Source organism: Curvibacter sp. GW821-FHT01G03 (assembly GCF_059422285.1).
Genome location: NZ_JBWKWP010000005.1, coordinates 198,665 through 224,311, shown reverse-complemented (window position 1 = coordinate 224,311; position 25,647 = coordinate 198,665). Strand labels below are relative to the sequence as shown.

Sequence of the window (25,647 nt, the reverse complement as noted above, 5' to 3'; positions counted from 1 at the left end):
GGCCGCAGGATAAACTCAGGCCATGAGATCACTTTTGCTGCTGCTTTCTGCCGCCCTGCTGATGGCGGCGACCCCTGCTTTTGCCCAATGGATGTGGCTGGACAAGGATGGCCGCAAAGTGTTCAGCGATCGGGCCCCGCCACCCGAGGTGCCGGCCAAGAGCATCCTGAAGCAGCCTGGCATGCCGGCGCGTTCCGCAGGCGATGCCTCGGGGGGCAACGACGCGGCAAATGGCGCTCGCAGCGACACGCCGGACGCCCCCAAACCCGCCGCAAACCCTGGCAAGAGCAATCTGGACAAGGCCGTCGAAGAGCGCAAGCGCCAGGCCGAAGCGGCAGAAAACGAGAAAAAGAAAGCAGAAGAGGCACGCATTGCCAGCCAAAAGGCCGACAACTGCGCGCGGGCCCGCCAAAACATGGCCACCCTGCAATCAGGCATCCGACTGGCGCAGGTCAACGAAAACGGCGAGCGGGTCATTCTGGACGACAGTGCCCGCAACGCCGAAGTCACCCGTGCTCAGGCCATGATCGACTCGGATTGCCGCTGACTGGCTGGCACCCAGCGCCGGCAGCGGCGCGGCCAGCCCGCCTCAGGCGCCGTAACCGGCCGCAGCCCCTGGCCGGCGCCGGGCGAACAGACCGGTGCCCCGTGCACCTTGCTTGGCAAAGCGCTCGCGCCGCGCGACCTTGGGGTCGACCACCAGGGCGCGACACAGCTCGACCCGGTCACCCTCCCGCAGGGGCTGATCCCAGCCAGCCCGTCGCCCCCAGACACTGACGGTGTAGTGGTTCAGATCGATGCCCTCGCCGGCTTCCAGCCATCCCGAGGCACGAAGCGCCTGCATGACCGTGACGGGCACAGGCAGCCTCAGTGCCTGCTCGAGCACCTGACGAGGCGCCGGGGCCATCGCCACGGTGAGGGTCAGCAACGGGGTGGACTCAGCCATACACCTGCTCAGCCCGTTTGACGAAAGCATCCACCAGGCTGCCGGCAATCTTGTCGAAAACCGGCCCGACCAGCGCGCCAAGCGCCTTGTTGGAAAAACCATAGCTCAGCACCAGCTCAACACGACAGGCGCGCTGCGTGCCATCACCCACCGGCAAAAATTGCCAGGTGCCTTCGAGCTTGGAAAAAGGCCCCTTCACCAGTTTCATGCCCACCTCGCGGCCTTCCACATGGGTGTTTTCAGTGACGAAGGTCTGACGGATGCCGCTGAAGGCGATGCCCACCTCGGCCGTCATACCGCCCTCTTGCTTGGCCAGGACCTGGGCGTGGTCGCACCAAGGCAGAAATTGGGGGTATTGCGCCACATCGGTGACCAGCTTGAACATTTCCTGCGGGCTGTACCAGATCAGGACGGACTTGTTGACGGTTTTCATGAATTTGCGGGCCAGCCCGCAACTCGGCGCCCCACAGGCACCGGGGCGCCTAAAATCTTGGGTTCAGGCGAAACGGATTGTAGTGAGTGGCTGCCGCCTTTTGGCAGCAAGCCGCGGCGATGGCAGGGTCGGGATGGCCCGGCTCTTTCAATCTCTTGTTGCCGCCCCATCTGGACACCATGGCGAAAAAACCCGAAACCTCTACCCGCATTGCCGACAACAAGAAGGCCGCGTTCAATTATTTCTTCGAAGAGCGCTTCGAGGCGGGCATGGTGCTGCAAGGCTGGGAGGTCAAGGCCGCCCGCGAAGGCAAAGTCCAGCTCACCGACGGCTATGTCGTGATCCGTGATGGCGAGCTGTATGTGCTGGGCTGCATGATCAACCCGCTGAGATCAGCCTCCACCCACGTCAGCCCGGACTCCATCCGCACCAAAAAGCTGCTGATGAAGAAAGACGAAATCAAGCGCCTGATCGGCAAGGTGGAACAAAAAGGCTACACCCTGGTGCCGATCAACCTGCATTGGAAGAACGGCAAGATCAAGTGCGAAGTGGCTCTGGCCAAGGGCAAGGCCGAGCACGACAAGCGCGACACCATCAAGGACCGCGAGGGCAAGCGTGAGGTGGAGCGGGCCATGAAGAGCCGCAACCGCTGACCCTGAAATTTTTTTCAGCGTCACGGAATATTCCGGGCTCGCGACCTGTTCACCCACTTGCAGACCCCCTGCATACCCAGGAGAACACCATGACCCCCTTGAATTTTTCGCGTTCGGCGCTTGTCGCCACTCTGTTGGCCACTGCTTTGCTGGGCGGGTGCGCCTCGATGAGCGCACCGCCCCCTCCAGCGACCGTGTCGGGCGATGCCCTGGTCGGCCCCAGCGGCATGACGCTGTATGTGTTTGACCGCGACGCCGCGAACTCAGGCAAATCCATGTGCAACGGTGCCTGCGCCACCAACTGGCCGCCCCTGAAGGCCGGCGCCTCCGACAAGGCCCGAGGCGACTACAGCGTGATCACCCGAGATGATGGCCAACTGCAGTGGGCCTTCAAAGGCAAGCCGCTGTACCACTGGGCCAAGGACAGCAAGCCGGGCGACCGCACGGGCGACGGTTTCAATCAGGTCTGGCACACGGCCCGCCCCTGATCGTCTCAAACCATGAATGCCACGGCGCTCAGCGAACACATTCCCCGCCTGCGGCGCTATGCCCGCTCGCTGACGGGCGACCGCTGGGCTGCCGACGATCTGGTGCAAGACACCCTGGAACGAGCCTGCAGCAAGTGGCGACTGTGGCTGCCCGGCACCGACCTGCGGGCCTGGTTGTTCACGCTGATGCACAACGTGTTCATCAACCAGTTGCGCCGGCCAGCCCTGCACATCGTGAGCGACAGCCCCGGGCAGGACGATCTGAGCGGCTCGGCGCTGGACCGCGTGGCCGCCCCCGTCTCGGGCCATGAGCAGGCCATGGACTTGCAGCGCTGCCTGCTGCGGCTGCCACACGAGCAACGGGAAACCCTGCTGCTGGTCAGCCTGGAAGACCTCAGCTATGAACAGGTGGCGCACATCACCGGCGTGCCTGTGGGCACCGTGATGTCACGCCTGTCGCGCGGCCGGGCGCGACTGCGGGAATTGCTCGAAGCCCCGGCACGGCCCCAGGCCGCGGTACCAGCCCTGACGCCGGACACCACGGGCAAGGTGCACCCGATTGCCCGGCAACGGCCTCATTGAGGCCCCCACAGCCCATCCAGCCATGCCTGACAACACCCCACACCCCTCTCAGGGCCAGCCGCCGAACCTGCCGCCCGATGACGTTCTGCAGGCCTTGATCGACCAACGCCTGGGCCCTGCCGATAGCGCCGCCGCCTGGCAGGCCCTGGCTCGCGAGCCGGCCCGGACTGCCGAGGTGCAGGCCCAGCAGGCCGATCGGCTGGCCCTGCAGGCGCTGCATGCCGAGGTGCTTGAAGAACCCATCCCCACCGTGTTGCAGGCGACGCTGGAGCGCGCCGGCAGACGACAGCAGCACTGGCACAGCGCTGCCCGATGGTCTGCCATGGCCGCGGCCGTGTTGCTCACGTTTGGTGCAGGCTGGTGGAGCCGGGGCCTGCAAGCCCCTGGCCAGAACCTGGCGCTGGATCGCGCGCCTGGCCGCCAGTTCTCGGCGCAGGCCAGCGTGGCCCATGCGGTGTATGCCCCCGAACAGAAACACCCTGTGGAGGTGGATGCCAGCCAACAACAACATCTGGTGCAGTGGCTCTCCAAGCGGCTGGGACGCCCACTCAAACTGCCCGACCTGCAAACCAAAGGGTATGCCCTGGTCGGGGGCAGATTGCTGCCCGGCGACACCGGTGCGCGTGCCCAGTTCATGTACCAGGATGGGCAAGGGCATCGGCTCACGCTGTACCTGGGTGCCCTGCCCCCATCGCCAGCGCAGGGCACAGGGACAGGCCAAACTCAGGCCGGAGCCGCCCCGCTGGCGGGGTTCAGTTTCAGCCAGGAGGGGCCGGTGCCCTCTTTCTATTGGGTCGAGGGCGATTTCGGCTATGCCCTGCAGGCCGATCTGCCACGCCAAGTCTTGCTGGACCTGGCGTTGGCCGTCTACAAGCAGCTCTGAGGCCGCGTCAAAGACCTCGGGGCTCAGCCCTTCAGGTCACGCAAGGGGTGCTCGGACGCCGACCAGGGGCTGCTGAAGAACTGAGCCACCAGATCCGCAGGCACGTCTTCGACCCGGCTGGGGTTCCAGCGTGGCTGGTGGTCCTTGTCCACGGCCAGCGCACGGATGCCCTCCACCGTCTCGCTTTGGCCAGGGCGCAGGTGAAAGCAGCGGTGCACCATGTCTCGTTCCATGCGCAGGTCTTGCGCCAGGTCCAGGCTGCGGGCGCGCCGGATCTGCTCCAGCACCACATGCAGCATCAAAGGGGAACGCTTGCGCAAGGTGGCCGCCGTGTGACGGGCCCAGTCGTCGCCAGAAGCCGCCAGCGAGGCCACGATGGTGCTGGCATCCGCCAGGGCGAAATGCTGGTCCACCGCAGCGCGGTGGGCTTGCTCTGCCGCTGGTGGCTGAACCCATTGGGTCTGCAAAAAGGCCTGCAGCGCCTCGGTCGTGGCCCATTCACCGCTGGCCAGGGCCTCCCACAGGCCGGCCTGCCGCTCTGCGGGCAGGTAGTGGTCTGCCAGCCCATATACCAAGGCGTCCGCGGCACCGATGGCATCCCCCGTCAAGGCCAGCCATTCGCCCACGCGGCCAGGGCAGCGCGACAGAAAGTAGCCGCCCCCCACGTCCGGGAACAGGCCGATGTTGGTCTCAGGCATGGCCATCTTGGTGCGCTCGGTCACGATGCGCACGCTGCCGCCCTGGCTGATGCCCATGCCACCACCCATGACGATGCCATCCATGAAGGCGATGTAGGGCTTGGGGTAGGCATGGATCAGGTGGTTGAGCGCGTACTCTTCGGTGAAGAAGGCTTCCAGATCCGGATCAGCCGTTGTTCCGGCCTGGTGCAGAAAACGGATGTCGCCACCGGCACAGAACGCCCCGAAAGCGCCCTCCTTGTTGCAGCCACGGATCGCTACAGCCAGCACGGCCGGGTCTTGCGCCCAGGCCTGCAAGGCCACCGTCAGGTCACGCACCATGCCCAAAGAGAGCGCATTCAGCGCCCGAGGCCGGTTCAGCGTGATCAGACCAACGCGGCCACGCACCTCGGTCACCACGTCGCCATTGAAAATACTCATGCGTTTTGCTCCTTCCAACCTAATAGTTCGTTGAATACCAGGGCCCCGATCACCAGAGCCCCGCCGGCCAGCACTTGCGGTGCGGGCCGCTCTCCGGCCCCAAGCCAGGCCAGCAGAATGCCGAAAATCACCTCCAGCAGGGCCAGCAAGGCCACCTCGGGGGCCTTCAGGACCCGCGCGCAGCGCACCGCCAGCACACAGGGAATCGCCAGCTGAACCACCCCCAGCAGGGCCAGCCAGCCCAGATCCGAGCCACTGGCCTGAAAGGGAAACGCCAGCGGCAAGGTGGTCAGGACCGAAATCAATGCGCCGATCAGCACGGAGGGCACCAGATCGATGGTGTGACCCTGGGCATGGGAGCGCTGAACGACGGTCCAATTGATCGAACCCGCCAGCGGCACACACAAAGCAACCAGGGTACCGACCCAGGGAGCATGGCCCAATTGGCTGCCATACATCCAGGCGATGCCCAGCCCGGCCACCACGATGGCCAGCCAGGTCCGTGTAGCGATGCGATGTCCCAGAAACACCCGCGCAATCAAGGCCGTGAACAAGGGCCCCAAGGCCATGGTGACCAGTACGTTGGCCACCGTGGTCAGCATGATGGCCACCATGAAGGCTGTGAACATCACACTCCAGCACACCCCCGATACCCACAGCGCCCGCCCACCATGGCGCATGTTGGCGTACACGGCGCGCCCCTGCACCAGAGGCAGGATCAGCAACAAGGCCAGCACATTGAACAGGCTGCGCCAGAAGGTGACCTCAAAACTCTGGGCATGGTCGAGTTGACGCGTCACGACGCCTGCAATCGACCACATCAGGGTCACGGCCACCATCAGAATGACCGCTCGGGAATGGGAAAGTCGCATCACAAAGAAAGAAAAGCCGGGCCCCTCATGGGGCCCGGACAAGGGGACTGACCCGGCGCATCGGGCCAAATTGAATATTTTGCACGATCCTCAGCCCGACGCGTCGAGCGCGGGGCCCGTCTGCCGCCGTGCCACCCGGATTGGTGCCGGGGGCGGGGTCAGAGCCAGGATCGGGATCGGGCCGCGCTCAGTCGCGGATCTCCAGGGCGCGGTTCAAGCTCAGCGCAGCCAAGGTACCGATGGCGCCCGACAGCAAGTAGATTCCCACATAGGCCAGACCAAAATGGGCCGACAAGCCCAAAGCCACCAGCGGCGCAAAGCCAGCGCCGACCAGCCAGGCCAGGTCAGAGGTCAGCGCCGCCCCGGTGTAACGGAACTTGGCCGGGAAATTGGCGGTCACAGCACCAGCGGCCTGCCCATAAGAAAGCCCCAACAGTAAAAAGCCGGTCACGATGAAGGCATCCTGGCCCGATTGGCCACCCCCCATGAGGGTGGGCGCGGCGGCACTGAACAAGGCAATCAAGGCCGCCAGGGTCCCCAGTGTGGTACGGCGCCCAAAGCGGTCTGCAATCAGGCCCGACATCACCACCCCCCCGGCGGCGAGCACCGAGCCGAACATCTGCACCATGAGGAACTCACTGATGGAGCGGTTGGAATACAAGGTGATCCAGGACAGTGGAAATACCGTGACCAGGTGGAACAGCGCATAGCTGGCCAGGGCAGCCAGGGCGCCAATGATCAGGTTGCGGCCTTGCGAACGCACCAGCTCGGTCACGCGGGTGGGTTGCAGTTCACGCTCTTCAAGAAGCCGGGCGTATTCATTGGTCGAGACCAGACGCAGGCGGGCAAACAGGGCCACCACGTTGATGGCGAATGCCACATAGAAGGGGTAACGCCAGCCCCACTCAAGAAAATCAGATGCCTCCAGGTTGCCCAGCAGGTAAGAGAACAGGCCCGCGGCGATGAAGAAGCCCAGCGGCGCGCCCAATTGCCCGAGCATCGCATACCAGCCCCGGCGCTCAGCCGGCGCGTTCAGCGCCAACAAGGAGGGCAGACCATCCCAGGAGCCCCCCAGGGCAATGCCTTGCGCCACCCGGAACACCGACAGCAGCACGATGGAAGCCATGCCCAACTGCGCATACGAGGGCAAAAAGGCCATGCCCGCCGTCGACAGCCCCAGCAGGAACAAGGCCAGGGTCAGTTTGGCCTCACGCCCCATGTGCCGCTGAATGGCCATGAACAGCACCGACCCCACCGGGCGGGCCACAAAGGCAAACGAGAACACCACAAACGAATACAGCGTACCTTCCAGCCGCCCCTCAAACGGAAAGAAGACGCTGGGAAAAACCAGCACCGACGCGATGGCATAGACGAAGAAATCGAAATACTCGGACGCTCGCCCGACAATCACGCCAACGGCGATCTCTCCGGGGGCGATGGGACTGCCGTGGGCGCCGTGGCCCTCGCGGCGGACTGCGTCCTGAGACGGCAGGTTTGCTTCGGCGCCAAGGCCGAGGGTATGAGTCATGCTGGACACCATAGTTTGCCTCTCAAATAGTTGTGCCATCCGCCCGGGCAGGCCCAAAGCGAACCCCCACCGACATTTGACCTGGGACAAAACGTCCAATCGCCAAAAACGGCAGGCAGCGCTAGATTACCGCACCCAATCTCCTTAGCACATACTGCTTTTCCCTGGCATGACCCTCCTCAAGCCCCTTCGGGGATTGCTGCCGCTGGCTGCAGTTCTCTTGACCGGTTGCAATACCGTGGTGATGAACCCTTCGGGGGACATCGCATCCCAGCAGGCCCACCTGATCGTGGTGTCCACCTTGCTGATGCTGCTGATCATCGTTCCGGTGATCGTGCTGACCTTGCTGTTCGCCTGGCGCTACCGCCAGAGCAACAAGGCCGCGGCCTACGAACCGGACTGGGATCACTCCACCCAGCTGGAGCTGGTGATCTGGGGTGCGCCGCTGCTGATCATCATCGCGCTGGGCCTGCTGACCTGGATCAGCACCCACACCCTGGATCCGTATCGCCCGCTGCATCGGCTGGATGCCCAGCGCGAGATGCCCTCGGACATCAAGCCCCTGACGGTGGAAGTGGTGGCACTGGACTGGAAATGGCTGTTCATTTACCCCGAACAAGGGATTGCCACGGTGAACGAGCTGGCGGCGCCGGTGGACGTGCCGATCCAGTTCAAGATCACGGCCTCGACGGTGATGAACTCGTTCTACATCCCAGCCTTGGCCGGTCAGATTTACGCCATGCCGGGCATGCAGACCCAGTTGCACGCCGTGATCAACCAGGCTGGTGAATTTGAAGGCTTCTCGGCCAACTACAGCGGCGCGGGCTTTTCGGGCATGCACTTCAAGTTCCACGGTCTGAGCGGTGCTGACTTCGAAAAATGGGTGCAGACCAACAAAAACTCGGGCAGCACCCTGGGCCGCAACGAATACCTGAAGCTGGAGCAACCCAGCGAACGTGATCCCGTGCAGCGCTTTGCGAGCGTGGCGCCCGACCTTTACAACGCCATCCTGAACCGCTGTGTGGACAGCAGCAAGATGTGCATGAACGAGATGATGGCCATTGACGCCGCCGGCGGCATGGGCACCAACAACTTCAGCGTGGCCACCCGGGGCGAAGCCCAGGGCTGGAAGCAGCGCGGCGCACGTTACGTGAAGGCCGAGCTGTGCACCCCCAACGACCCCAGCAACCTAGAAGGGGCCTCCAGTGCCTCCACCGGCCTGTGACACGAGCTGCCACTGACGCCTGCGGCCAGACCGCGCACGGCTCCCCTACTCTTTCCCCGCGAGACTGACCATGCTCGAACATCTTGACCTGACGAAGCTTATTTTTGGCCGTCTCTCCTGGGACGCCATCCCGTTCCACGAACCCATTCTGCTGGCCACCTTCATCATGGTGGCGCTTGGCGGCCTGGCCGTGCTGGCCTTGCTGACCAAATTCCGCCTCTGGGGCCCCTTGTGGCGCGACTGGATCACCAGCATCGACCACAAACGCATCGGCATCATGTACATGATCTTGGGCGTGATCATGCTGCTGCGCGGCTTTGCCGACGCGCTGATGATGCGTGCGCAGCAGGCCCTGTCGTTTGGTGACGCCGCCGGCTTCCTGCCGCCGCACCACTACGACCAGGTGTTCACGGCCCACGGCGTGATCATGATCTTCTTCGTGGCCATGCCTTTCGTGACGGGCCTGATGAACTACATCGTGCCCATGCAGATCGGCGCGCGCGACGTGTCCTTCCCCTTCCTGAACAACTTCAGCTTCTGGATGACCACCTTCGGCGCCGTTCTGGTGATGGCTTCGCTGTTTGTGGGCGAATTCGCCCGTACCGGCTGGCTGGCCTACCCGCCGCTGTCGGGCATCCTGGGCAGCCCGGACGTGGGGGTGGATTACTACATCTGGTCCCTGCAGATCGCGGGGGTGGGCACGCTGCTCTCGGGGGTCAACCTGATCGCCACGATCGTGAAAATGCGCGCACCCGGCATGACGCTGATGAAGATGCCGGTGTTCACCTGGACCGCCCTGTGCACCAACGTGTTGATCGTCGCAGCCTTCCCGGTGCTGACCGCCGTGCTGGCCCTGCTGTCGCTGGACCGCTATGTCGGCACCAATTTCTTCAGCAACGACCTCGGCGGCAACGCCATGATGTACGTGAACCTGATCTGGATCTGGGGTCACCCTGAGGTCTACATTCTGGTACTGCCTTGCTTCGGCGTGTATTCCGAAATCGTCTCGACCTTCTGCGGCAAGCGCCTCTTCGGCTACACCTCGATGGTCTACGCCACCGTGGTGATCACCATCCTGTCTTACCTGGTGTGGCTGCACCACTTCTTCACCATGGGCTCTGGGGCGAGTGTGAACTCGTTCTTCGGCATCACCACCATGATCATCTCGATCCCGACCGGGGCCAAGATCTTCAACTGGCTGTTCACCATGTACAAGGGTCGCATCCGCTTCGAGGTGCCCATGCTGTGGACCATCGGTTTCATGGTGACCTTTGTGATCGGCGGCATGACAGGCGTCTTGCTGGCCGTGCCCCCGGCCGACTTCGTGCTGCACAACTCGCTGTTCCTGATCGCCCACTTCCACAACGTGATCATCGGCGGCGTGGTGTTTGCCGTGTTTGCCGCCATCAACTTCTGGTTCCCCAAGGCCTTTGGGTACAAACTGGACTCGTTCTGGGGCAAGTGCTCGTTCTGGTTCTGGCTGGTCGGCTTCTACCTGGCCTTCATGCCGCTGTACGTGCTGGGCCTGATGGGCGTGACCCGTCGTCTGAGCCACTTCGAAGACCCGTCGCTGCAGATCTGGTTCCAGGTGGCCGCCTTCGGTGCCGTGTTGATTGCCCTCGGCATCGGCAGCTTCATCATCCAGCTGGTGGTGAGCTACCTGCGCCGCGAACAACTGCGCGACACCACGGGTGACCCATGGAATGCCCGTACCCTGGAATGGTCCACTTCGTCGCCGCCGCCCGACTACAACTTTGCCTTCACCCCCGTGGTGCATGACAACGATGCATGGGACGACATGAAGAGAAACGGCTACCAGCGTCCGCAGCAGGGCTTTGTGGCCATCCACATGCCCAAGAACACGGCCGCCGGCTTCGTGATCGCTGCGCTGAGTGCCGCCACGGCCTTCGGCCTGATCTGGCAGATGTGGTTGCTGGTCGGTCTGGGCTTTGTGGCCACACTGGCTGCCATCATCGTCCACACCTTCAACTACAAGCGCGACTACTACATCCCGGCCGAAGAGGTCGTGCGTGTTGAAGCCGCCCGTACCCGCCAACTGGCCACCGCCCATGTCTAAGTCACACACCGCCTCTGCCGGCCTGGCCGGCGCATCGGCGGGCTCGAACCCGAGCTCGCGCTACTACGTGCTGGAACACCATCCGGAAAACGGCACGCTGCTGGGCTTCTGGCTCTACCTGATGAGCGATTGCCTCATCTTTGCCTGCCTGTTTGCCACCTACGCCGTGTTGGGGCGCAGCTATGCGGCCGGCCCCTCGGGCGCCGAGCTGTTCGACCTGCCCCTGGTGGCGGTCAACACCTCGCTGCTGCTGCTGTCGTCCATCACCTATGGCTTTGCCATGCTGGAAATGCAGAAGAAGCGCCTGAACAGCACCATCGCCTGGCTGCTGGTCACCGGCGTGTTGGGCGCGGGCTTCATCAGCCTGGAGCTGTATGAATTTGCCCACCTGATCCACGAAGGTGCCGGCCCGCAGCGCAGTGCCTTCCTGTCCTCCTTCTTCACGCTGGTGGGCACCCACGGCCTGCACGTCAGCTTCGGTCTGGTGTGGCTGGTGACGCTGGTGTTCCAGCTGAAGCAGCACGGCCTCAACGCCGCCAACCGCCGCCGTCTGCAATGTCTGTCGATGTTCTGGCACTTCTTGGACGTTGTCTGGATCGGCGTTTTCACCTTCGTTTACCTGATGGGAGTTCTGCCATGAGCGCACACCACCACGACCACGCCGATCATGGCCATGGTCACGACGACCACGATGAGCATGGCGGCCACGACCATGGCAGTCTGAAGAGCTACGCCACGGGTTTCATCCTGTCGGTGATCCTGACCGCCATCCCGTTCTGGCTGGTGATGGGCAAGACCTTCGGCAGCTCCAGCACCACCGCCATGGTGATCCTGGGCTTTGCCGCCGTGCAGATTGTGGTTCACATGGTGTACTTCCTGCACATGAACACCCGTTCCGAAGGCGGCTGGTCAATGCTGGCCCTGATCTTCACCACCATGCTGGTGGTGATCACACTGGCCGGTTCGCTCTGGGTGATGTTCCACCTGAACCACAACATGATGCCGACCTCGGCACATGAGATGCGCAACCTGCCATGAGCCTGACGGCAACCCCCCAATCAACGGCAGAACCACGACAGCGCTCTCGCGCACTGCACGTGGCCCTGCTGTTGGCCGGGGTGTTGCTGATGGTCTTGTTTCTGGCCCTGGGCTCCTGGCAGGTGCAACGCCTTGGCTGGAAGCTGGACCTGATCGAGCGCGTCGAACAACGCGTGCACGCCCCAGCCACACCGGCCCCCGGCCCGGGCCAATGGCCCCAAATCACGGCCCGCAGCGATGAGTACCGCCACGTCAGCCTGCGCGGGCACTTGCTTTCGGACAAGACGAGCCTGGTACAGGCCTCGACCGTGCGGGGTGCCGGCTTCTGGGTGTTGACCCCCTTGCGCACCTCGACTGGCGCGGTGGTGTTCATCAACCGCGGCTTTGTAGAGCACCGGGCGCCCGTGGCTGACCCCGTGACGAGCGAGATCGAGATTCAGGGCCTGTTGCGGCTGAGCGAGCCTGGAGGCGGCTTCCTGCGTCACAACGATACCGCCGAACAACGTTGGTACTCACGCGATGTGCAGGCTCTGGCCCAGATCCACGGCCTAAGCACGGTGGCCCCCTATTTCATCGATGCCGACGCAGGTGCCGGCGATCTGGGACAATCCGGCGCAAACGAAGATGCCAAGGCCGGTCAGCCCCAACGCCCCGTGGGGGGCCTGACCGTCGTGAATTTCACCAACAACCACTTGGTGTATGCGCTGACCTGGTATGCCCTGGCCGTGATGGTGGCCGGTGCCCTGGTCTATGCCTGGCGCCAAAAGCACGCCACAGCCTGACCGTCCGCCGCGCCCGTGGTGTGGCGGGCCGAATGAACCGCCTCCCAACCCCTGATGCGCAGCCCATGACAAGCAAAGAGCAATCCCGGCTGGACCACCTGACCGGACACCGCAACATGTTGCTGCTGATCCAGCTGCGCTGGTTTGCAGTGATGGGCCAGATTGCCACCATTGCCGTCGCCAAGCTCATGCTGGACATCCATCTGCCCATGCCGCAGATGGTGGAGGTGCTGGCCTGCCTGATCGGCTTCAACATCGCCAGCCACCTGCGCTGGCATGAACAGCGCGAGGTGGGCAACCATGAGCTGTTGCTGGCCCTGAGCGTGGATGTGGCCGTGCTCACCTTGCAGCTGTACCTGAGCGGCGGTACCACCAACCCGTTTGTCTTTCTTTACCTGCTGCAAATCGCCCTGTGCGCCATGCTGCTCGAGGCTTGGTCGACCTGGGCGATGGTGGTGGTGTGCACGCTGTGTGTGGCAGGCCTGGCCTTGTTGGCCCGTCCACTGGACTTGCCCCTGGACCATGACCGGGGCTTGGCGAGCTTCTACGTGTTGGGCCTGCTGCTGTGCTTCATGTTGAATGCCGCCCTGTTGGTGGTCTTCATGACCCGCATTCAGGACAACCTGCGCCTGCGCGATGCCCGACTGGCCAACCTGAGGCAGCAAGCCGCCGAGCAGGAGCACATCATTCGCATGGGCTTGCTGGCCTCGGGAGCGGCCCATGAACTGGGAACACCCCTGTCGACCCTGGCGGTGATCCTCGGAGATTGGCGGCGCATGCCCTTGTTCCGCCAGAACCCCGACCTGTTGGATGAGCTGACCGACATGCAGGGAGAGTTGGCGCGCTGCAAATCCATCGTCACCGGCATCCTGATGTCGGCTGGTGAGGCACGCGGTGAGGGGGCCGAACGCAGCACCTTGCAGGCCTTTCTCGAACAGGTGGTGACGCAATGGCGCGGTACCCGCGAACTGGGCCAGTTCGAGTTTGAAATGAAGCTGAAGACCGACCTGCCGTTGGCGGCCGACACCACCTTGCGCCAGATGATCTGCAATGTGCTGGACAACGCCCAGGAGGCCTCACCCGGCTGGGTCAAGGTGAGCGCGCAGAGCGACGACGACTGGCTGACCCTGCAGGTGTCAGACCGGGGCGCGGGATTTGCAGTGGAGGTTCTGCGCCAGATTGGCAAACCTTACCAGTCCACCAAAGGGCGCCAGGGCGGTGGATTGGGGCTGTTTCTGGTCTTCAACGTGGCCCGTACCCTGGGCGGCTCGGTGCGGGCCGAAAATCGCCCTGACGGGGGTGCGGTTGTCACCCTGAGATTGCCTTTGCGGGCCATCACACTCGACGACAATAGCGGCCATGGAAGCTGAACGTCTGCTGTTGATCGTTGAAGACGATGCCGCTTTTGCGCGCACCCTGGGCCGATCGTTCGAACGCCGTGGCTATCGCACCTTGCACGCCAGCACCCTGCACGACATGCAGGCCCTGCTGCAAGAACACCAGCCGGCTTACGCCGTGATCGACCTCAAACTCAACGGAGATGCCACTGGCCTGACCTGCGTGCAGCAACTGCACCAGAAAGTGCCTGAGGCCTTGATCGTGGTACTGACCGGTTTTGCCAGCATTGCCACCGCGGTAGAAGCCATCAAGCTGGGCGCATGCCACTACCTGGCCAAGCCCTCCAATACCGACGACATCGAAGCCGCTTTTGGCCATGTGGCTGGCAGCACCGAGGTCGAACTGACCAACCGCTCCACCTCGATCAAAACGCTCGAATGGGAGCGCATCCACGAAACCCTGGCTGAGACGGGCTTCAACATCTCCGAAACGGCGCGCCGCCTGGGCATGCACCGCCGCACCCTGGCCCGCAAGCTGGAGAAGCAGCGGGTCAAGTGAGCAGCGTCGAAGCCATGGCTTCTGATGAGCTGTTTTAGCCCCCCGCCCAGCCTCGGGCGTTTCCCCAACGGACTCGCCCCTTGATCAAGCCCGTGTCGAGGTAGCCGACCACCCCGAGCCGATATCGGCCCGTCCGAGAAACGCACACCTCACCAGGTCGGCATCCGCTCCAAAAACAAAAAAGGGGGCCCAAAGCCCCCTTCTCTCTTCACAACCCTGCCTGCGTCACATGAACACAGGCGGGGCTGAGTCAGCCACCTCAAGCGCGGCTGGCGCGCTTGCGGTCCTGTTCCTTCAGGTGGCGCTTGCGCAGACGCACCGACTTGGGCGTGATTTCGACCAGTTCGTCGTCCTCGATGAATTCAACGCCGTATTCCAGCGTGAGTTCGATCGGGGGCGTGATCTTGATGGCGTCTTCCTTGCCGCTCACGCGGAAGTTGGTCAACTGCTTGGTGCGGGTGGCATTGACCACCAGATCGTTGTCGCGGCTGTGGATACCGACGATCATGCCTTCGTACACCGGGTCGTTGGCCTTCACAAACATGCGGCCACGGTCGTCCAGCTTGCCCAGGGCGTAGGTGAAAATTTCACCATCGTCCATGGAGATCAGCACGCCGTTCTTACGGCCACCGATTTCACCCTTGTGGGGTTCGTAGCTGTCGAAGATGTTGCTGATCAGGCCAGAACCGCGTGTCAGGTTCAGGAACTCGTTGGTGAAACCGATCAGGCCACGGGCCGGGATGCGGTATTCCAGGCGGACGCGACCACGGCCATCGGGTTCCATGTTGACCAGCTCGCCCTTGCGCTCGCCCAGGGCTTGCATCACGCCACCTTGGTGGCCCTCTTCGATGTCGGCCGTCACCATCTCGATCGGCTCGTAGCGCACACCGTCGATGTCGCGGAACACCACACGCGGCTTGGACACGGCCATTTCATAGCCTTCGCGACGCATGTTTTCCAGCAGAATGGTCAAGTGCAGTTCGCCGCGACCCATGACTTCAAAGATACCTTCTTCGTCGGTTTCCTTCACGCGCAGGGCCACGTTGTGTTGCAGTTCCTTTTGCAGGCGGTCCCAGATCTGACGGCTGGTCACGAACTTGCCTTCACGACCGGCCAGCGGCGAGGTGTTGACGCAGAAGTTCATGGTCAGGGTCGGTTCGTCAACCTTCAGCATGGGCAGCGGAGCCGGGTTGTTCACGTCGGTCACGGTGACGCCGATACCGATGTCGGCAATGCCGTTGATCAGCACGATTTCGCCCGGGCCGGCTTCAGTGGACTGGACGCGGTCCAGGCCCTGGAAGGTCAGCACCTGGTTGACGCGGCCCTTGACGGCCTTGCCGTCCGGACCTTCCATGACCAGCACGTCGCTCATGGGCTTGAGCGTACCTTGGCTGATGCGGCCCACACCGATGCGACCCACAAAGGTGGAGAAGTCCAATGCCGAGATTTGCAGTTGCAGAGGAGCGTTCGGGTCACCCTTTTGCGACGGAACGTGCTTCAGGATGGTATTGAACAGGGCCGACATGTCGGGGCCCCATTGTTCACCCGGAACGCCTTCTTCCAGCGAGGTCCAACCATTGATGCCCGAGGCATACACCACGGGGAAGTCCAGTTGTTCGTCGGTCGCGCCCAGCTTGTCGAACAGATCGAAAGCAGCGTTGACGACCTTGTCCGGGTTGGCGCCGGGCTTGTCGACCTTGTTCACCACCAGGATCGGGCGCAGGCCCAGGGCCAGTGCCTTCTTGGTCACGAAACGGGTTTGCGGCATCGGGCCTTCCTGGGCGTCGATCAGCAGCACCACACCGTCCACCATCGACAGGGCACGTTCGACTTCACCGCCGAAGTCCGCGTGGCCCGGGGTGTCGACGATGTTGATGTGGGTGCCTTCCCAGCTCACGGCGCAGTTCTTGGCCAGAATCGTGATGCCACGTTCTTTTTCGATGGCGTTGTTGTCCATCACGGTGTCCACGATTTTCTCGTGTTCCGCGAAGGTGCCCGACTGACGCAGCAGTTGGTCAACCATGGTGGTTTTGCCATGGTCAACGTGGGCAATGATGGCGATGTTTCGAATTTGTTTGCTCATTTCGTTTCCTCAGTACGGTTGCCTTCGCTTCCGTGGGTTCGTTCCATGTTTTCAAGAATCTGTTGGATCTCGATGGGGCTCAACAGCCGCTCCGGGATCAGCTCACCGGCCAACGTGTGGCCCACCCCCAGCAAAGCGGGCGGTTCATCACCGAACACCGCCACGGCCTGGGCATCAGCCCAGGCGCCTCGGCGGCGCATGCCGCTCAGAAATCGCCCCGCATTCTGACTGTCCAGCGTGACGCGGGTGTGATGCGTCAGCAAGGTCTGTACCGGCATCAGGCTGGCCAGGCGCTCGCCTTCGGGCAGAGCCTCCAGCGCTTCCAGGCTGACGCACTGGCCTTGGTCGAAGTCACCCGTCACGGTGCGGCGCAAGGACACGAGGTAGGCCCCGCAACCCAGCGCTTCGCCAATGTCTTCGCCCAGGGTACGGATGTAAGTGCCCTTGCTGCAACGGACCTCGATGCGCACCGCAGGAAACCCCTGCTCTGCCGAAACGTCTGTCAGTTGCAGCTCAAAAATGGTCACATCCCGCGCCGGGCGCTCAACATCAATGCCCTCGCGGGCATATTCGTACAAAGCCTTGCCGTCTTTCTTCAGGGCGCTGTGCATGGGCGGCACCTGACGGATCGGCCCCAGAAAGCGTTGGCGGACTGCCGCCAGTGACACCGGGCTGAGGCAGGCGGGATCGACCTCACGGGTCTCGATGATCTCGCCCTCACGGTCACCCGTGCTGCTGCGCTGACCCAGGCGGGCCACCGCCACATAGGTCTTGTCGGCGTCCAGATGGAGTTGGCTGAACTTGGTGGCAGCACCAAAGCACAGCGGCAGCACCCCGGTGGCCAAAGGATCTAGCGTGCCGGTGTGGCCCGCTTTTTCGGCGCGCAGCAGCCATTTGGCCTTCTGCAAGGCATTGTTGCTCGAGAGTCCGAGCGGTTTGTCGAGCAACAACACCCCATGCACAGGGCGCCGTTGCACCCTTGTGCGTGGCGCGTTCATGGGGTCAGTCGTCTTTCGCGCGAGAAGAGACCGCCTTGGCAATCAAGGCGTTCATGTCGGCCGCACGCTCGGTGGTGCGGTCGAAGTGGAAGTGCAGTGTCGGCACAGTGTGAATGTGCAGACGCTTGAACAGGCCGTTGCGCAGGAAGCCGGCGGCCTGGTTCAGCGCTTCCTCGGTTTCTTTCGGGTCGCCAATCAGGAGACTGAAATACACCTTGGCGTGCGCATAGTCGGGCGTCACCTCCACAGCCTGCAGGGTGACCATGCCGACACGCGGATCTTTGAGTTCGCGCGCGATCAGCTCGGTCAGATCGCGCTGGATCTGATCGGCCACCTTGAAGCTGCGGTTAGGGGTGCTGGATGCCTTGCGTACCATCGTCTTGCTCGGGTCGTCGCCTCACGCTCACAGCGTGCGGGCGATTTCCTTGATCTCGAAGAACTCCAACTGGTCGCCCACGGAGATGTCGTTGTAGTTCTTGAGCTTGATACCGCACTCGAAGCCTTCCTTGACTTCGCGGACATCGTCCTTGACGCGCTTGAGGGACTCAAGCTCGCCAGTGTAGATGACCACGTTGTCGCGCAGCAGGCGGAAGCGTGCCGAGCGGTTGACCATGCCAGAGGTGACCATACAGCCAGCCACCGTGCCGATCTTGGAGGCGACGAACACAGTGCGGATTTCGGCCGTACCGATGACTTCTTCCTTCTTGTCCGGCGTCAGCATGCCCGACATCGCTGCCTTCAACTCATCGACGGCGTCGTAAATGATGTTGTAGTAATGGATGTCAACCGAGTTGCCTTCGGCCGTCTTGCGGGCGCCGGCATCGGCACGCACGTTGAAGCCGATCACGATGGCCTTCGATGCGATGGCCAGGTTGATGTCGGATTCACTGATCGCGCCCACAGCGGCGTAGACCAGTTGCACCTTGACTTCGTCGGTGGAGAGCTTGAGCAGCGAGGCAGCCAGGGCTTCCTGCGAACCCTGCACATCGGCCTTGATGATGATCGGCAAGGTCTTGACTTCGCCTGCCGACATGTCGGAGAACATGTTCTCCAGCTTGGCGGCCTGTTGCTTGGCCAGCTTGGTGTTGCGGAACTTGCCGGCGCGGTAGGTGGCGATTTCACGGGCACGGCGTTCATCCGTGAGCACCATGAATTCATCACCGGCCTGAGGCACTTCGGTCAGACCCTGGATTTCAACCGGGATCGACGGACCTGCCGACTTGATGGCGCGGCCGGCTTCATCGAGCATGGCACGCACACGACCGTAGGTCTGGCCAGCCAGCACCACATCACCCGTCTTGAGCGTACCGGACTGAACCAGCACGGTGGCCACGGGGCCACGGCCCTTGTCGAGCTTGGCTTCGATCACCAGGCCCTTGGCGTTGGCATCAACCGGGGCCTTGAGTTCCAACACTTCAGCCTGCAGCAGCACCTGTTCGAGCAACTCATCGATGCCCGTCCCCATCTTGGCCGACACCGGCACAAAGGGAGACTCGCCACCGAACTCTTCAGGCACGACTTCTTCAGCCACCAGCTCGCTCTTCACGCGCTCCAGGTTGGCATCCGGCTTGTCGATCTTGTTGATGGCGACCACGATCGGTACACCCGCAGCCTTGGCATGCTTGATGGCTTCCTTGGTCTGCGGCATCACGCCGTCGTCGGCAGCCACCACCAGGATGACAATGTCGGTGGCCTGAGCGCCACGGGCACGCATGGCCGTGAAGGCCTCGTGGCCCGGGGTGTCCAGGAAGGACACCATGCCGCGCGGGGTTTCCACGTGGTAGGCGCCAATGTGCTGGGTGATGCCACCGGCTTCGCCAGAGGCCACCTTGGTGCGACGGATGTAATCCAGCAGCGAGGTCTTGCCGTGGTCGACGTGGCCCATCACGGTCACGACAGGTGCACGAGGCAGTTGTTCGGCGTCCTGGGCTGCCACGTCTTCGTCGGTGAAGGCTTCCGGGTCATCCAGTGCGGCCACGATGGCCTTGTGCCCCATTTCCTCGACCACGATCATCGCGGTGTCCTGATCCAGCGGCTGGTTGATGGTGACCATCTGACCCAGCTTCATCAAGTGCTTGATCACCTCGGAGGCCTTGACCGCCATCTTGTGGGCCAGTTCGGCCACGGTGATGGTTTCAGGCACGTGCACTTCGATCACACGTGCTTCGGCCGGTGCCTGCTGCTGCTGGTCATCGCGGCTGTCGCGGTCATTGCCACGGCGGCCACGCGGACCACTGCGCCAACTGTTACGACCCACGCCACCACTGCTGTCGCCGCGGGTCTTGATTTCTTTCTTCTTGGCCGGATCGCCCGCCCAGCTGGAGGACAGCTTGGCCGACTTGACTTCCTTGTTGCCACCAGGGCCTGCGGCAGGTGCCGGAGCGTTGGCCGTGCGGGTGCCCGCACCAGCGCCAGGTGTTCCGGCAGGCTTGTGCAGCGTGCCCTTGACGCCAGCCTTGGCATCGGCCGGCTTGGCCACCGGCTTCGGCTCCTCGGGCTTCTTGGCCACGAGAACCTTCTTGGGGGTGGCCATCATCGAACGGATGGCGGCCGCTTCGGCCTCGGCCTTGCGGCGGCGCTCGCTCAGGTCGGCAGCACGGGTGGCCTCTTCTTGAGCGCGGGCCCGGGATTCGGACTCAGCCTTCTCACGTGCAGCAGCAGCGGCGGCACGCACGGCAGCGGCAGCTTCGGCCTGCTCCTTGCTGGCCACTTCCTTCTCAGCCATGGCTTGGGCCCGACGGGCTTCTTCCTGGGCGGCATAGGCGGCGGCACGCTCTTCGGCTTCGCGTTCACGACGCTCCAGCTCTTCGCGCTCACGGCGCTTGGTCGCCAGCTCGGTTTCCTGATCACGGATCTGCTCGGCCTGGCGACGGGCTTCTTCCTCACGGCGGCTCAGGTCAGCGTTGTGTGCGGTTTCAGCGGCCGTGGGCGGCACATCCTGCTCCACCACAGCGGCGGATTCAGGGCGCACGTCTTCCTCGCGCTGGATGAAGGTGCGCTTCTTGCGCACTTCCACCTGAATGGTGCGCGCCTTGCCAGTGGCATCGGCTTGCTTGATTTCGCTGGTCGACTTCTTGACGAGCGTGATCTTCTTGCGATCCACAGCCGTGGTGCCGTGGCTTGCTTGCAGAAAACTCAGCAGCTGCTGCTTGTCGGACTCGGTCAGGTTGTCGGAAGAGGAGCGCTTGGAAACGCCCGCCGTGCGAAGCTGCTCGAGCAGGGTTTCAGGGGACTTCTTGAGTTCGTTAGCGAACTCGGCGACAGTGGTACTTGACATATTTGGTTCTTGCCTCCATGACCATTACTCTTGACCCGCGAACCAATGTTCGCGTGCCTTCATGATCAAAGCCGTGGCTTCTTCAGGGGTCTGGCCGGTGATGTCGGTGAGTTCATCCACCGCCAGATCCGCCAGTTCGTCGCGGGTATGGACCCCGCCAGCTGCCAGCTTGCCGATCAATTCGGGGCTGAGGCCCTCGAGATCACGCAAGTCCTGGGAAACTTCGTCAACGCTCTCTTCACGAGCGATTTCCATGGTCAGCAGAGCATCCTTGGCCCGCGAACGCAGTTCATTCACCGTGTCTTCGTCGAAGCTTTCGATCTCCAGCATTTCCTGGATCGGCACATAGGCCACTTCTTCGAGGCTGGTGAAGCCTTCAGAAATCAGGATCTCGGCGATTTCCTCGTCGACATCCAGCTTTTCCATGAACAACTGGCGCGTGGCCTGTGTTTCATTGGCTTGTTTCTGAGCCGATTCGGCTGCATCCATGATGTTGATCTTCCAACCCGTCAGGTCAGAGGCCAAGCGCACGTTCTGACCACCGCGGCCGATGGCGATGGCGAGGTTCTCTTCGTCCACCACCACATCCATGGCGTGCTTTTCTTCGTCCACCACAATCGACTGCACGTTGGCCGGGGCCAGTGCACCGATCACGAACTGAGCCGGGTCTTCGCTCCACAGCACGATGTCGACGCGTTCACCTGCCAATTCGTTGGTCACGGCATTGACGCGGGTGCCGCGCACACCAACGCAGGTGCCGATCGGGTCGACACGCTTGTCGTGCGACAGCACGGCAATCTTGGCGCGGGAGCCGGCATCACGGGCGCAAGACTTGATCTCAAGCAGGCCTTGCTCGATTTCAGGCACTTCCTGACGGAACAGTTCGATCATGAATTCGGGCGCCGAACGCGACAACACGATCGGAGCACCTCGCAGGGTCAGATCGACTTCCATGATCATGGCGCGGACGCGGTCGCCATTGCGCAGGTTTTCCTTGGGGATCATCTCGCCACGACGCAGACGGCCTTCGACACGACCCGACTCGACGATGATGTCGCCCTTGTCCATGCGCTTGACCGTGCCGACAAAAATCTTGTCGCCACGCGACATGAAGTCGTTGAGCAGCATTTCGCGCTCGGCGTCACGGATCTTCTGGAGAATCACCTGCTTGGCTGCCATGGCGCCAATGCGGCCGATCGGCACCGAAGGAACGGACTCTTCGATGTACTCGTCGAGTTCGATGTCAGGGATCTGTTCCTTGGCTTCGAACAGCAGGATTTCCTGGTCAGGCAATTGCAGACCGGCCTCATCGGGCACCACGTGCCAGCGGCGGAAGGTTTCGTAATTGCCCGTGTCGCGGTCAATCGCCACGCGAATGTCCACCTCGCCCTCATAGAGCTTCTTGGTAGCCTGGGCCAGTGCCGATTCGACGGCACCAAAGACCACATCACGCTCCACATTCTTTTCGCGCGAGATGGCTTCGACCAACATCAACAATTCGCGATTCATGTCACGACTCTCCTATCCAAAACGATGCAATGGGGGTGCTGGCAGATCGCTCGGCCAAGCACCCGTTCAAGCAGACGGCGCTTCCTGCGGGGAAGCGCGCCCTTTGAAATCGACGATGGGCGCCAGACGGGCTTCGCGAAGCTCATCAAGCGTGAAACCAAGCACCTGCAAGGGCGCAGGCACGCGCTTCTTGCTGATCTTCTGCCCAGGCTTGACCGCCGGCTCATCACGCCAGACGATTTGCCACTGGGCCGGTGCTTCGGCAGATTCGACACGCTCCAGCGTGCCGCGAAATTTCTTGCGACTCGCGCTAACCAGGCCACCGGCTGCGGCGCCCATGGGGCTTTTCAAGGTGATGTCGATGATCTCGCCCGCAAAACGCACGAAATCCTGTTCGTTGCGCAACGGCCTGTCCAGACCGGGAGAGGAGACCTCGAGACGCCGATAGTCCACATCTTCGACTTCAAGAGCGAATTGCAGTTGGCGAGTGACTTTTTCGCAATCTTCGACCGTGACATACACGGGCGGCAGGGCTGCGGCTTCGGGAGACCAGGGCAGATCAATGGTGATGCGTAGCAAGCCCGATGCGGAGCGCTCGATCTCCACGAGGTCATAACCCAGTCCAGTTACGGTTTGTTCGACGGTTTGCTGTAGCGCCACGTTGATCCGGATGCAACCTGTTAAGAGGTGGTCAGTGGCGCCAAAAGCCAGGTTCACACCAGGGCACAAGCACCACACCAAAAACGATTAACCAAAAAAAACGGGCGGTAATTACCCGCCCGTTTGGTCGTGAAGCCCTTATTGTAACGTCTAAAGTGTTGATTTGCAAAGGTTTCAGCTTTAGTTTTTGCACGAGGCGGGATCAGTGCATACCGTATCGACGCCCAGCACCCCGCGCACCCTTTGCCACAAGGCCTTTGCTTCGGCATCAGTCCTCGGAACGCGCCCCGGATCGGCCTGGAATCCACCCAGCAAACGCGCCAGAACTTCGGGCTGCGGAGGCAAGGCGCCGAAGTGGTGCACCTCAGTGCCACAAGCGATCAACAAGGTGGGAAAGGTCTCCACATCCACGTCGCCCATGACCTCCGCTTCGTCTTCAATGTCCACCCAATGAAAGGCAGCTTCAGGATGGCGCACCGCAAGAGCACGGAATCCTGCCGAATACTCCTTGCAGACCCCGCACCAACCGGCACAGAGACAAACCACAAACCACTCTGACATCGACACCCCCAGTTTGGCCGGATGGTAGCGCAAACTTTTGCAAGTTCATGATCCATGGGCCGCATTTTCAATGCGCAGTTCCGCCGTCGCGAAGAACATCCAGAGGCAGGACTGGCGGCGCGGCGTTTCCCCAGGCATTGCGCACATAGGACAACACAGCAGCCACCTCTTCGTCACGCAAGACCAGACGAAAAGGCGGCATGCCATGCGGCCGCGGGTTGTCCAGCGTACTGGGTCCATACCCACCCTCCAGCACCGTACGCACCAGATTGCTGGTTTGCGGCATCAGCACAGCCCGATTGCCAGCCAACGCGGGGTAGGCCCCCTTGACGCCCTGCCCCTGCTCACCATGACAGGAGGAACAATGGCGCTCATAGAGCTGCCCCCCTGGACCCGCCGCAGCGACAGAAGGCACATGCACCCGCCCCCCCTCCGCCGAGGAGGGCAAGTGTCCAGACGCCTGCGAAGATAGCTCCAGATAGGACGCCATGGCGCGCAAATCCTCCGGACTGAGGTACTGCGTACTGCGGAAGACGACTTCGGCCATGGGGCCGGTCACCACGGCAGCTGCGCCCGCGCCCGATTTGAGCACCTTCACCCACTCTTCACCCCTCCCAGCCGCCACCCCAGCCTGCTCCACATCCATGAGTGACGGGGCATACCACCCCTGTCCAGGCAGACGGTACCCCGCCAATTCAGCGCCAGGGCGATAGCCACCCAGGGCATCTCGCGGAGTATGACAAGCACCGCAATGACCCAATCCCTGAACCAGATAGGCACCGCGGTTCCAGGACGGGCTTCGATCGGGCAGGTCCTGCCAGACTGCGGGACGGAAATACAAGCCGCGCCAGAAAGCCAGCGCCCATTGCGTGCGGTAAGGCCAAGCCAAATCATGAGGCCGATTTTCACGAGTGACTGGCGGAATCGTTCTCAAAAAAGCCCACAAAGCCATCGCATCCTCTGGCGTCACCCGACTGAACTCAAGGTACGGGAACGCAGGATTCAGCAGGCGCCCATCGCGCGAACGCCCGTGCCTTAGAGCCCGCCAGAAATCGTCCGCCGTCCAACGCCCCAGACCCGTCGCTGGATCGGATGTCAAGTTGCTGGAAAACACACGCCCGAACGGGGTTTCGATCGCTCGCCCCCCGCCATATATCGGGCCACCTTGTGCGGTATGGCAAGCTGCGCAATTGCCTGCCCTGGCCAGATAGGCACCCCGGGACACCTGATCGGCAGGCAAGGCCTGTTCACCCCCCCCAGACAGGACAGGCAAAGCCTCCGCCGGATCGCGCCAACCCATCCAAAGCAGCGCAGCAAACACCGTCAACACCGCCCCACAAACCAACGCCGCGACCCAAATCAATCGCCTCATGACGCCTCCCTCACGCTCAGGCCACCACATTTCAAAGGCAGGGGCTGAGGCAGACTCTTGACCGCCCGAGCATTCGCAGGCAACGGCTGAGCGGCCAGCCATGCCGATACGGCGCTGACCTCGTCAGCACTCAGCATGCGTGCGACACGAGCCATGCAATCAGGAGCCAAAGCCTGTCGCTGCCCCGTCTGCCATGCGCCCAACTGGCTGTTGAGGTAATCCCGAGGCAAACCAAGCAGGCCAGGCACCGCCGGCTGCAAACCCGTCATCGCCGGGCCGTGGCATTGAACACAGGCCGGCAAGCCGCGTGCACCATCGCCCTGCTGAACCAGGCGTTTGCCACGCTCCAGCTGCACGGCATCCACCTGCGGTGGACGCGGTGCCGGATAGGGGATCTCCAACTCGGCAAAGTAGCCCGCCATCTCCGCCAGGTAGGCGTCGCTGAGGTGCTCCAGCAAACCGGACATCAGGGGATAGCGTCTGCGACCCTCCCGGAAATTCAACAACTGATGGTAAAGGTAGCCCTGCGGTTTGCCCGCCAAGCGAGGAAAGTACCCGTCCGGAGTGGCCCGCCCTTCGCGGCCATGGCAGGCCGTACAGGCCTGAAGACGTGCAGCCATCGAGTCCGGAGGTGGCACAGCAGAATTCGACATCGGGGCCGGCGCA

26 protein-coding genes and 1 pseudogene are annotated in these 25,647 nt (G+C 62.6%); 12 read left to right on the top strand and 15 right to left on the bottom strand.

Features of this window, described 5'->3' with window-relative positions:
• Positions 1-22 precede the first annotated feature (22 nt).
• Positions 23-547 (top strand): DUF4124 domain-containing protein, encoded by a 525-nt coding sequence (locus AC07VS_RS08860; protein WP_494750749.1) that lies wholly within the window; start codon positions 23-25, stop codon positions 545-547.
• A gap of 42 nt (positions 548-589) precedes the next feature.
• Here AC07VS_RS08860 and AC07VS_RS08855 read toward each other — a convergent pair whose 3' ends face one another.
• Positions 590-946 (bottom strand): RnfH family protein, encoded by a 357-nt coding sequence (locus AC07VS_RS08855; RefSeq protein ID WP_494750748.1) that lies wholly within the window; start codon positions 944-946, stop codon positions 590-592.
• The gene (locus AC07VS_RS08850) at positions 939-1,379 is read right to left on the bottom strand and encodes a type II toxin-antitoxin system RatA family toxin (protein WP_492349014.1); all 441 of its coding nucleotides are present in this window, start codon (positions 1,377-1,379) and stop codon (positions 939-941) included. The genes AC07VS_RS08855 and AC07VS_RS08850 overlap by 8 nt, the downstream gene beginning before the upstream one ends.
• 179 nt (positions 1,380-1,558) lie before the next feature.
• Here AC07VS_RS08850 and smpB point away from each other — a divergent pair, with 179 nt between their 5' ends.
• From smpB to AC07VS_RS08830, 4 genes are all read left to right on the top strand, one after another.
• Entirely contained in the window at positions 1,559-2,032 is a 474-nt protein-coding gene (smpB, locus tag AC07VS_RS08845) for an SsrA-binding protein SmpB (protein WP_492349015.1), read from the top strand.
• A gap of 89 nt (positions 2,033-2,121) precedes the next feature.
• Positions 2,122-2,520: a COG4315 family predicted lipoprotein gene (locus tag AC07VS_RS08840; RefSeq protein WP_494750747.1), complete on the top strand. Its 399-nt coding sequence runs from the start codon at positions 2,122-2,124 to the stop codon at positions 2,518-2,520.
• Positions 2,521-2,532: 12 nt separating this feature from the next.
• Positions 2,533-3,102 carry an RNA polymerase sigma factor gene (locus AC07VS_RS08835; RefSeq protein WP_494750746.1) on the top strand — a complete coding sequence of 190 codons (570 nt, stop codon included), beginning with the start codon at positions 2,533-2,535 and terminating at the stop codon, positions 3,100-3,102.
• A gap of 22 nt (positions 3,103-3,124) precedes the next feature.
• Positions 3,125-3,985: an anti-sigma factor family protein gene (locus AC07VS_RS08830; protein ID WP_494750745.1), complete on the top strand. Its 861-nt coding sequence runs from the start codon at positions 3,125-3,127 to the stop codon at positions 3,983-3,985.
• Between the two features lie 23 nt (positions 3,986-4,008).
• On the opposite strand, the gene AC07VS_RS08825 is transcribed toward AC07VS_RS08830, so the two are convergent.
• The 3 genes from AC07VS_RS08825 to AC07VS_RS08815 form a co-directional block, all read right to left on the bottom strand.
• Positions 4,009-5,103, bottom strand: a complete 1,095-nt coding sequence (locus AC07VS_RS08825; protein WP_494750744.1) for an enoyl-CoA hydratase/isomerase family protein — start codon at positions 5,101-5,103, stop codon at positions 4,009-4,011.
• The gene (locus AC07VS_RS08820; RefSeq protein ID WP_492349020.1) at positions 5,100-5,975 is read right to left on the bottom strand and encodes a DMT family transporter; all 876 of its coding nucleotides are present in this window, start codon (positions 5,973-5,975) and stop codon (positions 5,100-5,102) included. The genes AC07VS_RS08825 and AC07VS_RS08820 overlap by 4 nt, the downstream gene beginning before the upstream one ends.
• Before the next feature lie 187 nt (positions 5,976-6,162).
• Positions 6,163-7,503, bottom strand: coding sequence for an MFS transporter (locus tag AC07VS_RS08815; RefSeq protein ID WP_492349021.1), 1,341 nt, complete (start codon positions 7,501-7,503; stop codon positions 6,163-6,165).
• 169 nt (positions 7,504-7,672) lie between these two features.
• Here AC07VS_RS08815 and cyoA point away from each other — a divergent pair, with 169 nt between their 5' ends.
• From cyoA to AC07VS_RS08780, 7 genes are all read left to right on the top strand, one after another.
• The gene (gene cyoA / locus AC07VS_RS08810; RefSeq protein WP_494656156.1) at positions 7,673-8,728 is read left to right on the top strand and encodes a ubiquinol oxidase subunit II; all 1,056 of its coding nucleotides are present in this window, start codon (positions 7,673-7,675) and stop codon (positions 8,726-8,728) included.
• 70 nt (positions 8,729-8,798) lie between these two features.
• Complete coding sequence (gene cyoB, locus AC07VS_RS08805; RefSeq protein ID WP_494656157.1) at positions 8,799-10,805, top strand: cytochrome o ubiquinol oxidase subunit I; 2,007 nt, start codon at positions 8,799-8,801, stop codon at positions 10,803-10,805.
• Positions 10,798-11,445 carry a cytochrome o ubiquinol oxidase subunit III gene (gene cyoC, locus AC07VS_RS08800; protein WP_492349024.1) on the top strand — a complete coding sequence of 216 codons (648 nt, stop codon included), beginning with the start codon at positions 10,798-10,800 and terminating at the stop codon, positions 11,443-11,445. Before cyoB ends, cyoC begins: the two co-directional genes overlap by 8 nt.
• Positions 11,442-11,843: a cytochrome o ubiquinol oxidase subunit IV gene (cyoD, locus tag AC07VS_RS08795; RefSeq protein ID WP_492349025.1), complete on the top strand. Its 402-nt coding sequence runs from the start codon at positions 11,442-11,444 to the stop codon at positions 11,841-11,843. The genes cyoC and cyoD overlap by 4 nt, the downstream gene beginning before the upstream one ends.
• Entirely contained in the window at positions 11,840-12,625 is a 786-nt protein-coding gene (locus tag AC07VS_RS08790; protein WP_494750743.1) for an SURF1 family protein, read from the top strand. Before cyoD ends, AC07VS_RS08790 begins: the two co-directional genes overlap by 4 nt.
• A gap of 65 nt (positions 12,626-12,690) precedes the next feature.
• Entirely contained in the window at positions 12,691-13,995 is a 1,305-nt protein-coding gene (locus AC07VS_RS08785) for an ATP-binding protein (protein WP_492349027.1), read from the top strand.
• A complete protein-coding gene (locus tag AC07VS_RS08780; protein WP_494750742.1) occupies positions 13,985-14,521 on the top strand; it encodes a response regulator transcription factor in 537 nt (178 codons plus the stop codon). Before AC07VS_RS08785 ends, AC07VS_RS08780 begins: the two co-directional genes overlap by 11 nt.
• A 259-nt stretch (positions 14,522-14,780) precedes the next feature.
• Here AC07VS_RS08780 and typA read toward each other — a convergent pair whose 3' ends face one another.
• From typA to AC07VS_RS08730, 10 genes and pseudogenes are all read right to left on the bottom strand, one after another.
• Positions 14,781-16,604: a translational GTPase TypA gene (gene typA, locus AC07VS_RS08775; protein WP_492349029.1), complete on the bottom strand. Its 1,824-nt coding sequence runs from the start codon at positions 16,602-16,604 to the stop codon at positions 14,781-14,783.
• On the bottom strand, positions 16,601-17,602 hold the full coding sequence (truB, locus tag AC07VS_RS08770) for a tRNA pseudouridine(55) synthase TruB (protein ID WP_492349030.1): 1,002 nt from the start codon (positions 17,600-17,602) through the stop codon (positions 16,601-16,603). The genes typA and truB overlap by 4 nt, the downstream gene beginning before the upstream one ends.
• A gap of 4 nt (positions 17,603-17,606) precedes the next feature.
• Complete coding sequence (gene rbfA / locus AC07VS_RS08765; RefSeq protein ID WP_492349031.1) at positions 17,607-17,978, bottom strand: 30S ribosome-binding factor RbfA; 372 nt, start codon at positions 17,976-17,978, stop codon at positions 17,607-17,609.
• A 27-nt stretch (positions 17,979-18,005) separates the two neighbouring features.
• Entirely contained in the window at positions 18,006-20,879 is a 2,874-nt protein-coding gene (gene infB, locus AC07VS_RS08760) for a translation initiation factor IF-2 (protein ID WP_494750741.1), read from the bottom strand.
• A 24-nt stretch (positions 20,880-20,903) separates the two neighbouring features.
• The gene (gene nusA / locus AC07VS_RS08755) at positions 20,904-22,388 is read right to left on the bottom strand and encodes a transcription termination factor NusA (protein WP_492349033.1); all 1,485 of its coding nucleotides are present in this window, start codon (positions 22,386-22,388) and stop codon (positions 20,904-20,906) included.
• 66 nt (positions 22,389-22,454) lie between these two features.
• The gene (rimP, locus tag AC07VS_RS08750; RefSeq protein ID WP_494750821.1) at positions 22,455-23,048 is read right to left on the bottom strand and encodes a ribosome maturation factor RimP; all 594 of its coding nucleotides are present in this window, start codon (positions 23,046-23,048) and stop codon (positions 22,455-22,457) included.
• A 180-nt stretch (positions 23,049-23,228) separates the two neighbouring features.
• Positions 23,229-23,642, bottom strand: a complete 414-nt coding sequence (locus tag AC07VS_RS08745; RefSeq protein ID WP_494750740.1) for a thioredoxin family protein — start codon at positions 23,640-23,642, stop codon at positions 23,229-23,231.
• 34 nt (positions 23,643-23,676) lie between these two features.
• The gene (locus tag AC07VS_RS08740; protein WP_494750820.1) at positions 23,677-24,207 is read right to left on the bottom strand and encodes a c-type cytochrome; all 531 of its coding nucleotides are present in this window, start codon (positions 24,205-24,207) and stop codon (positions 23,677-23,679) included.
• A gap of 336 nt (positions 24,208-24,543) precedes the next feature.
• Positions 24,544-24,909, bottom strand: a pseudogene (locus tag AC07VS_RS08735) (c-type cytochrome); the annotation flags it as partial.
• Between the two features lie 68 nt (positions 24,910-24,977).
• A complete protein-coding gene (locus AC07VS_RS08730; RefSeq protein WP_494656160.1) occupies positions 24,978-25,634 on the bottom strand; it encodes a c-type cytochrome in 657 nt (218 codons plus the stop codon).
• Positions 25,635-25,647 lie beyond the last annotated feature (13 nt).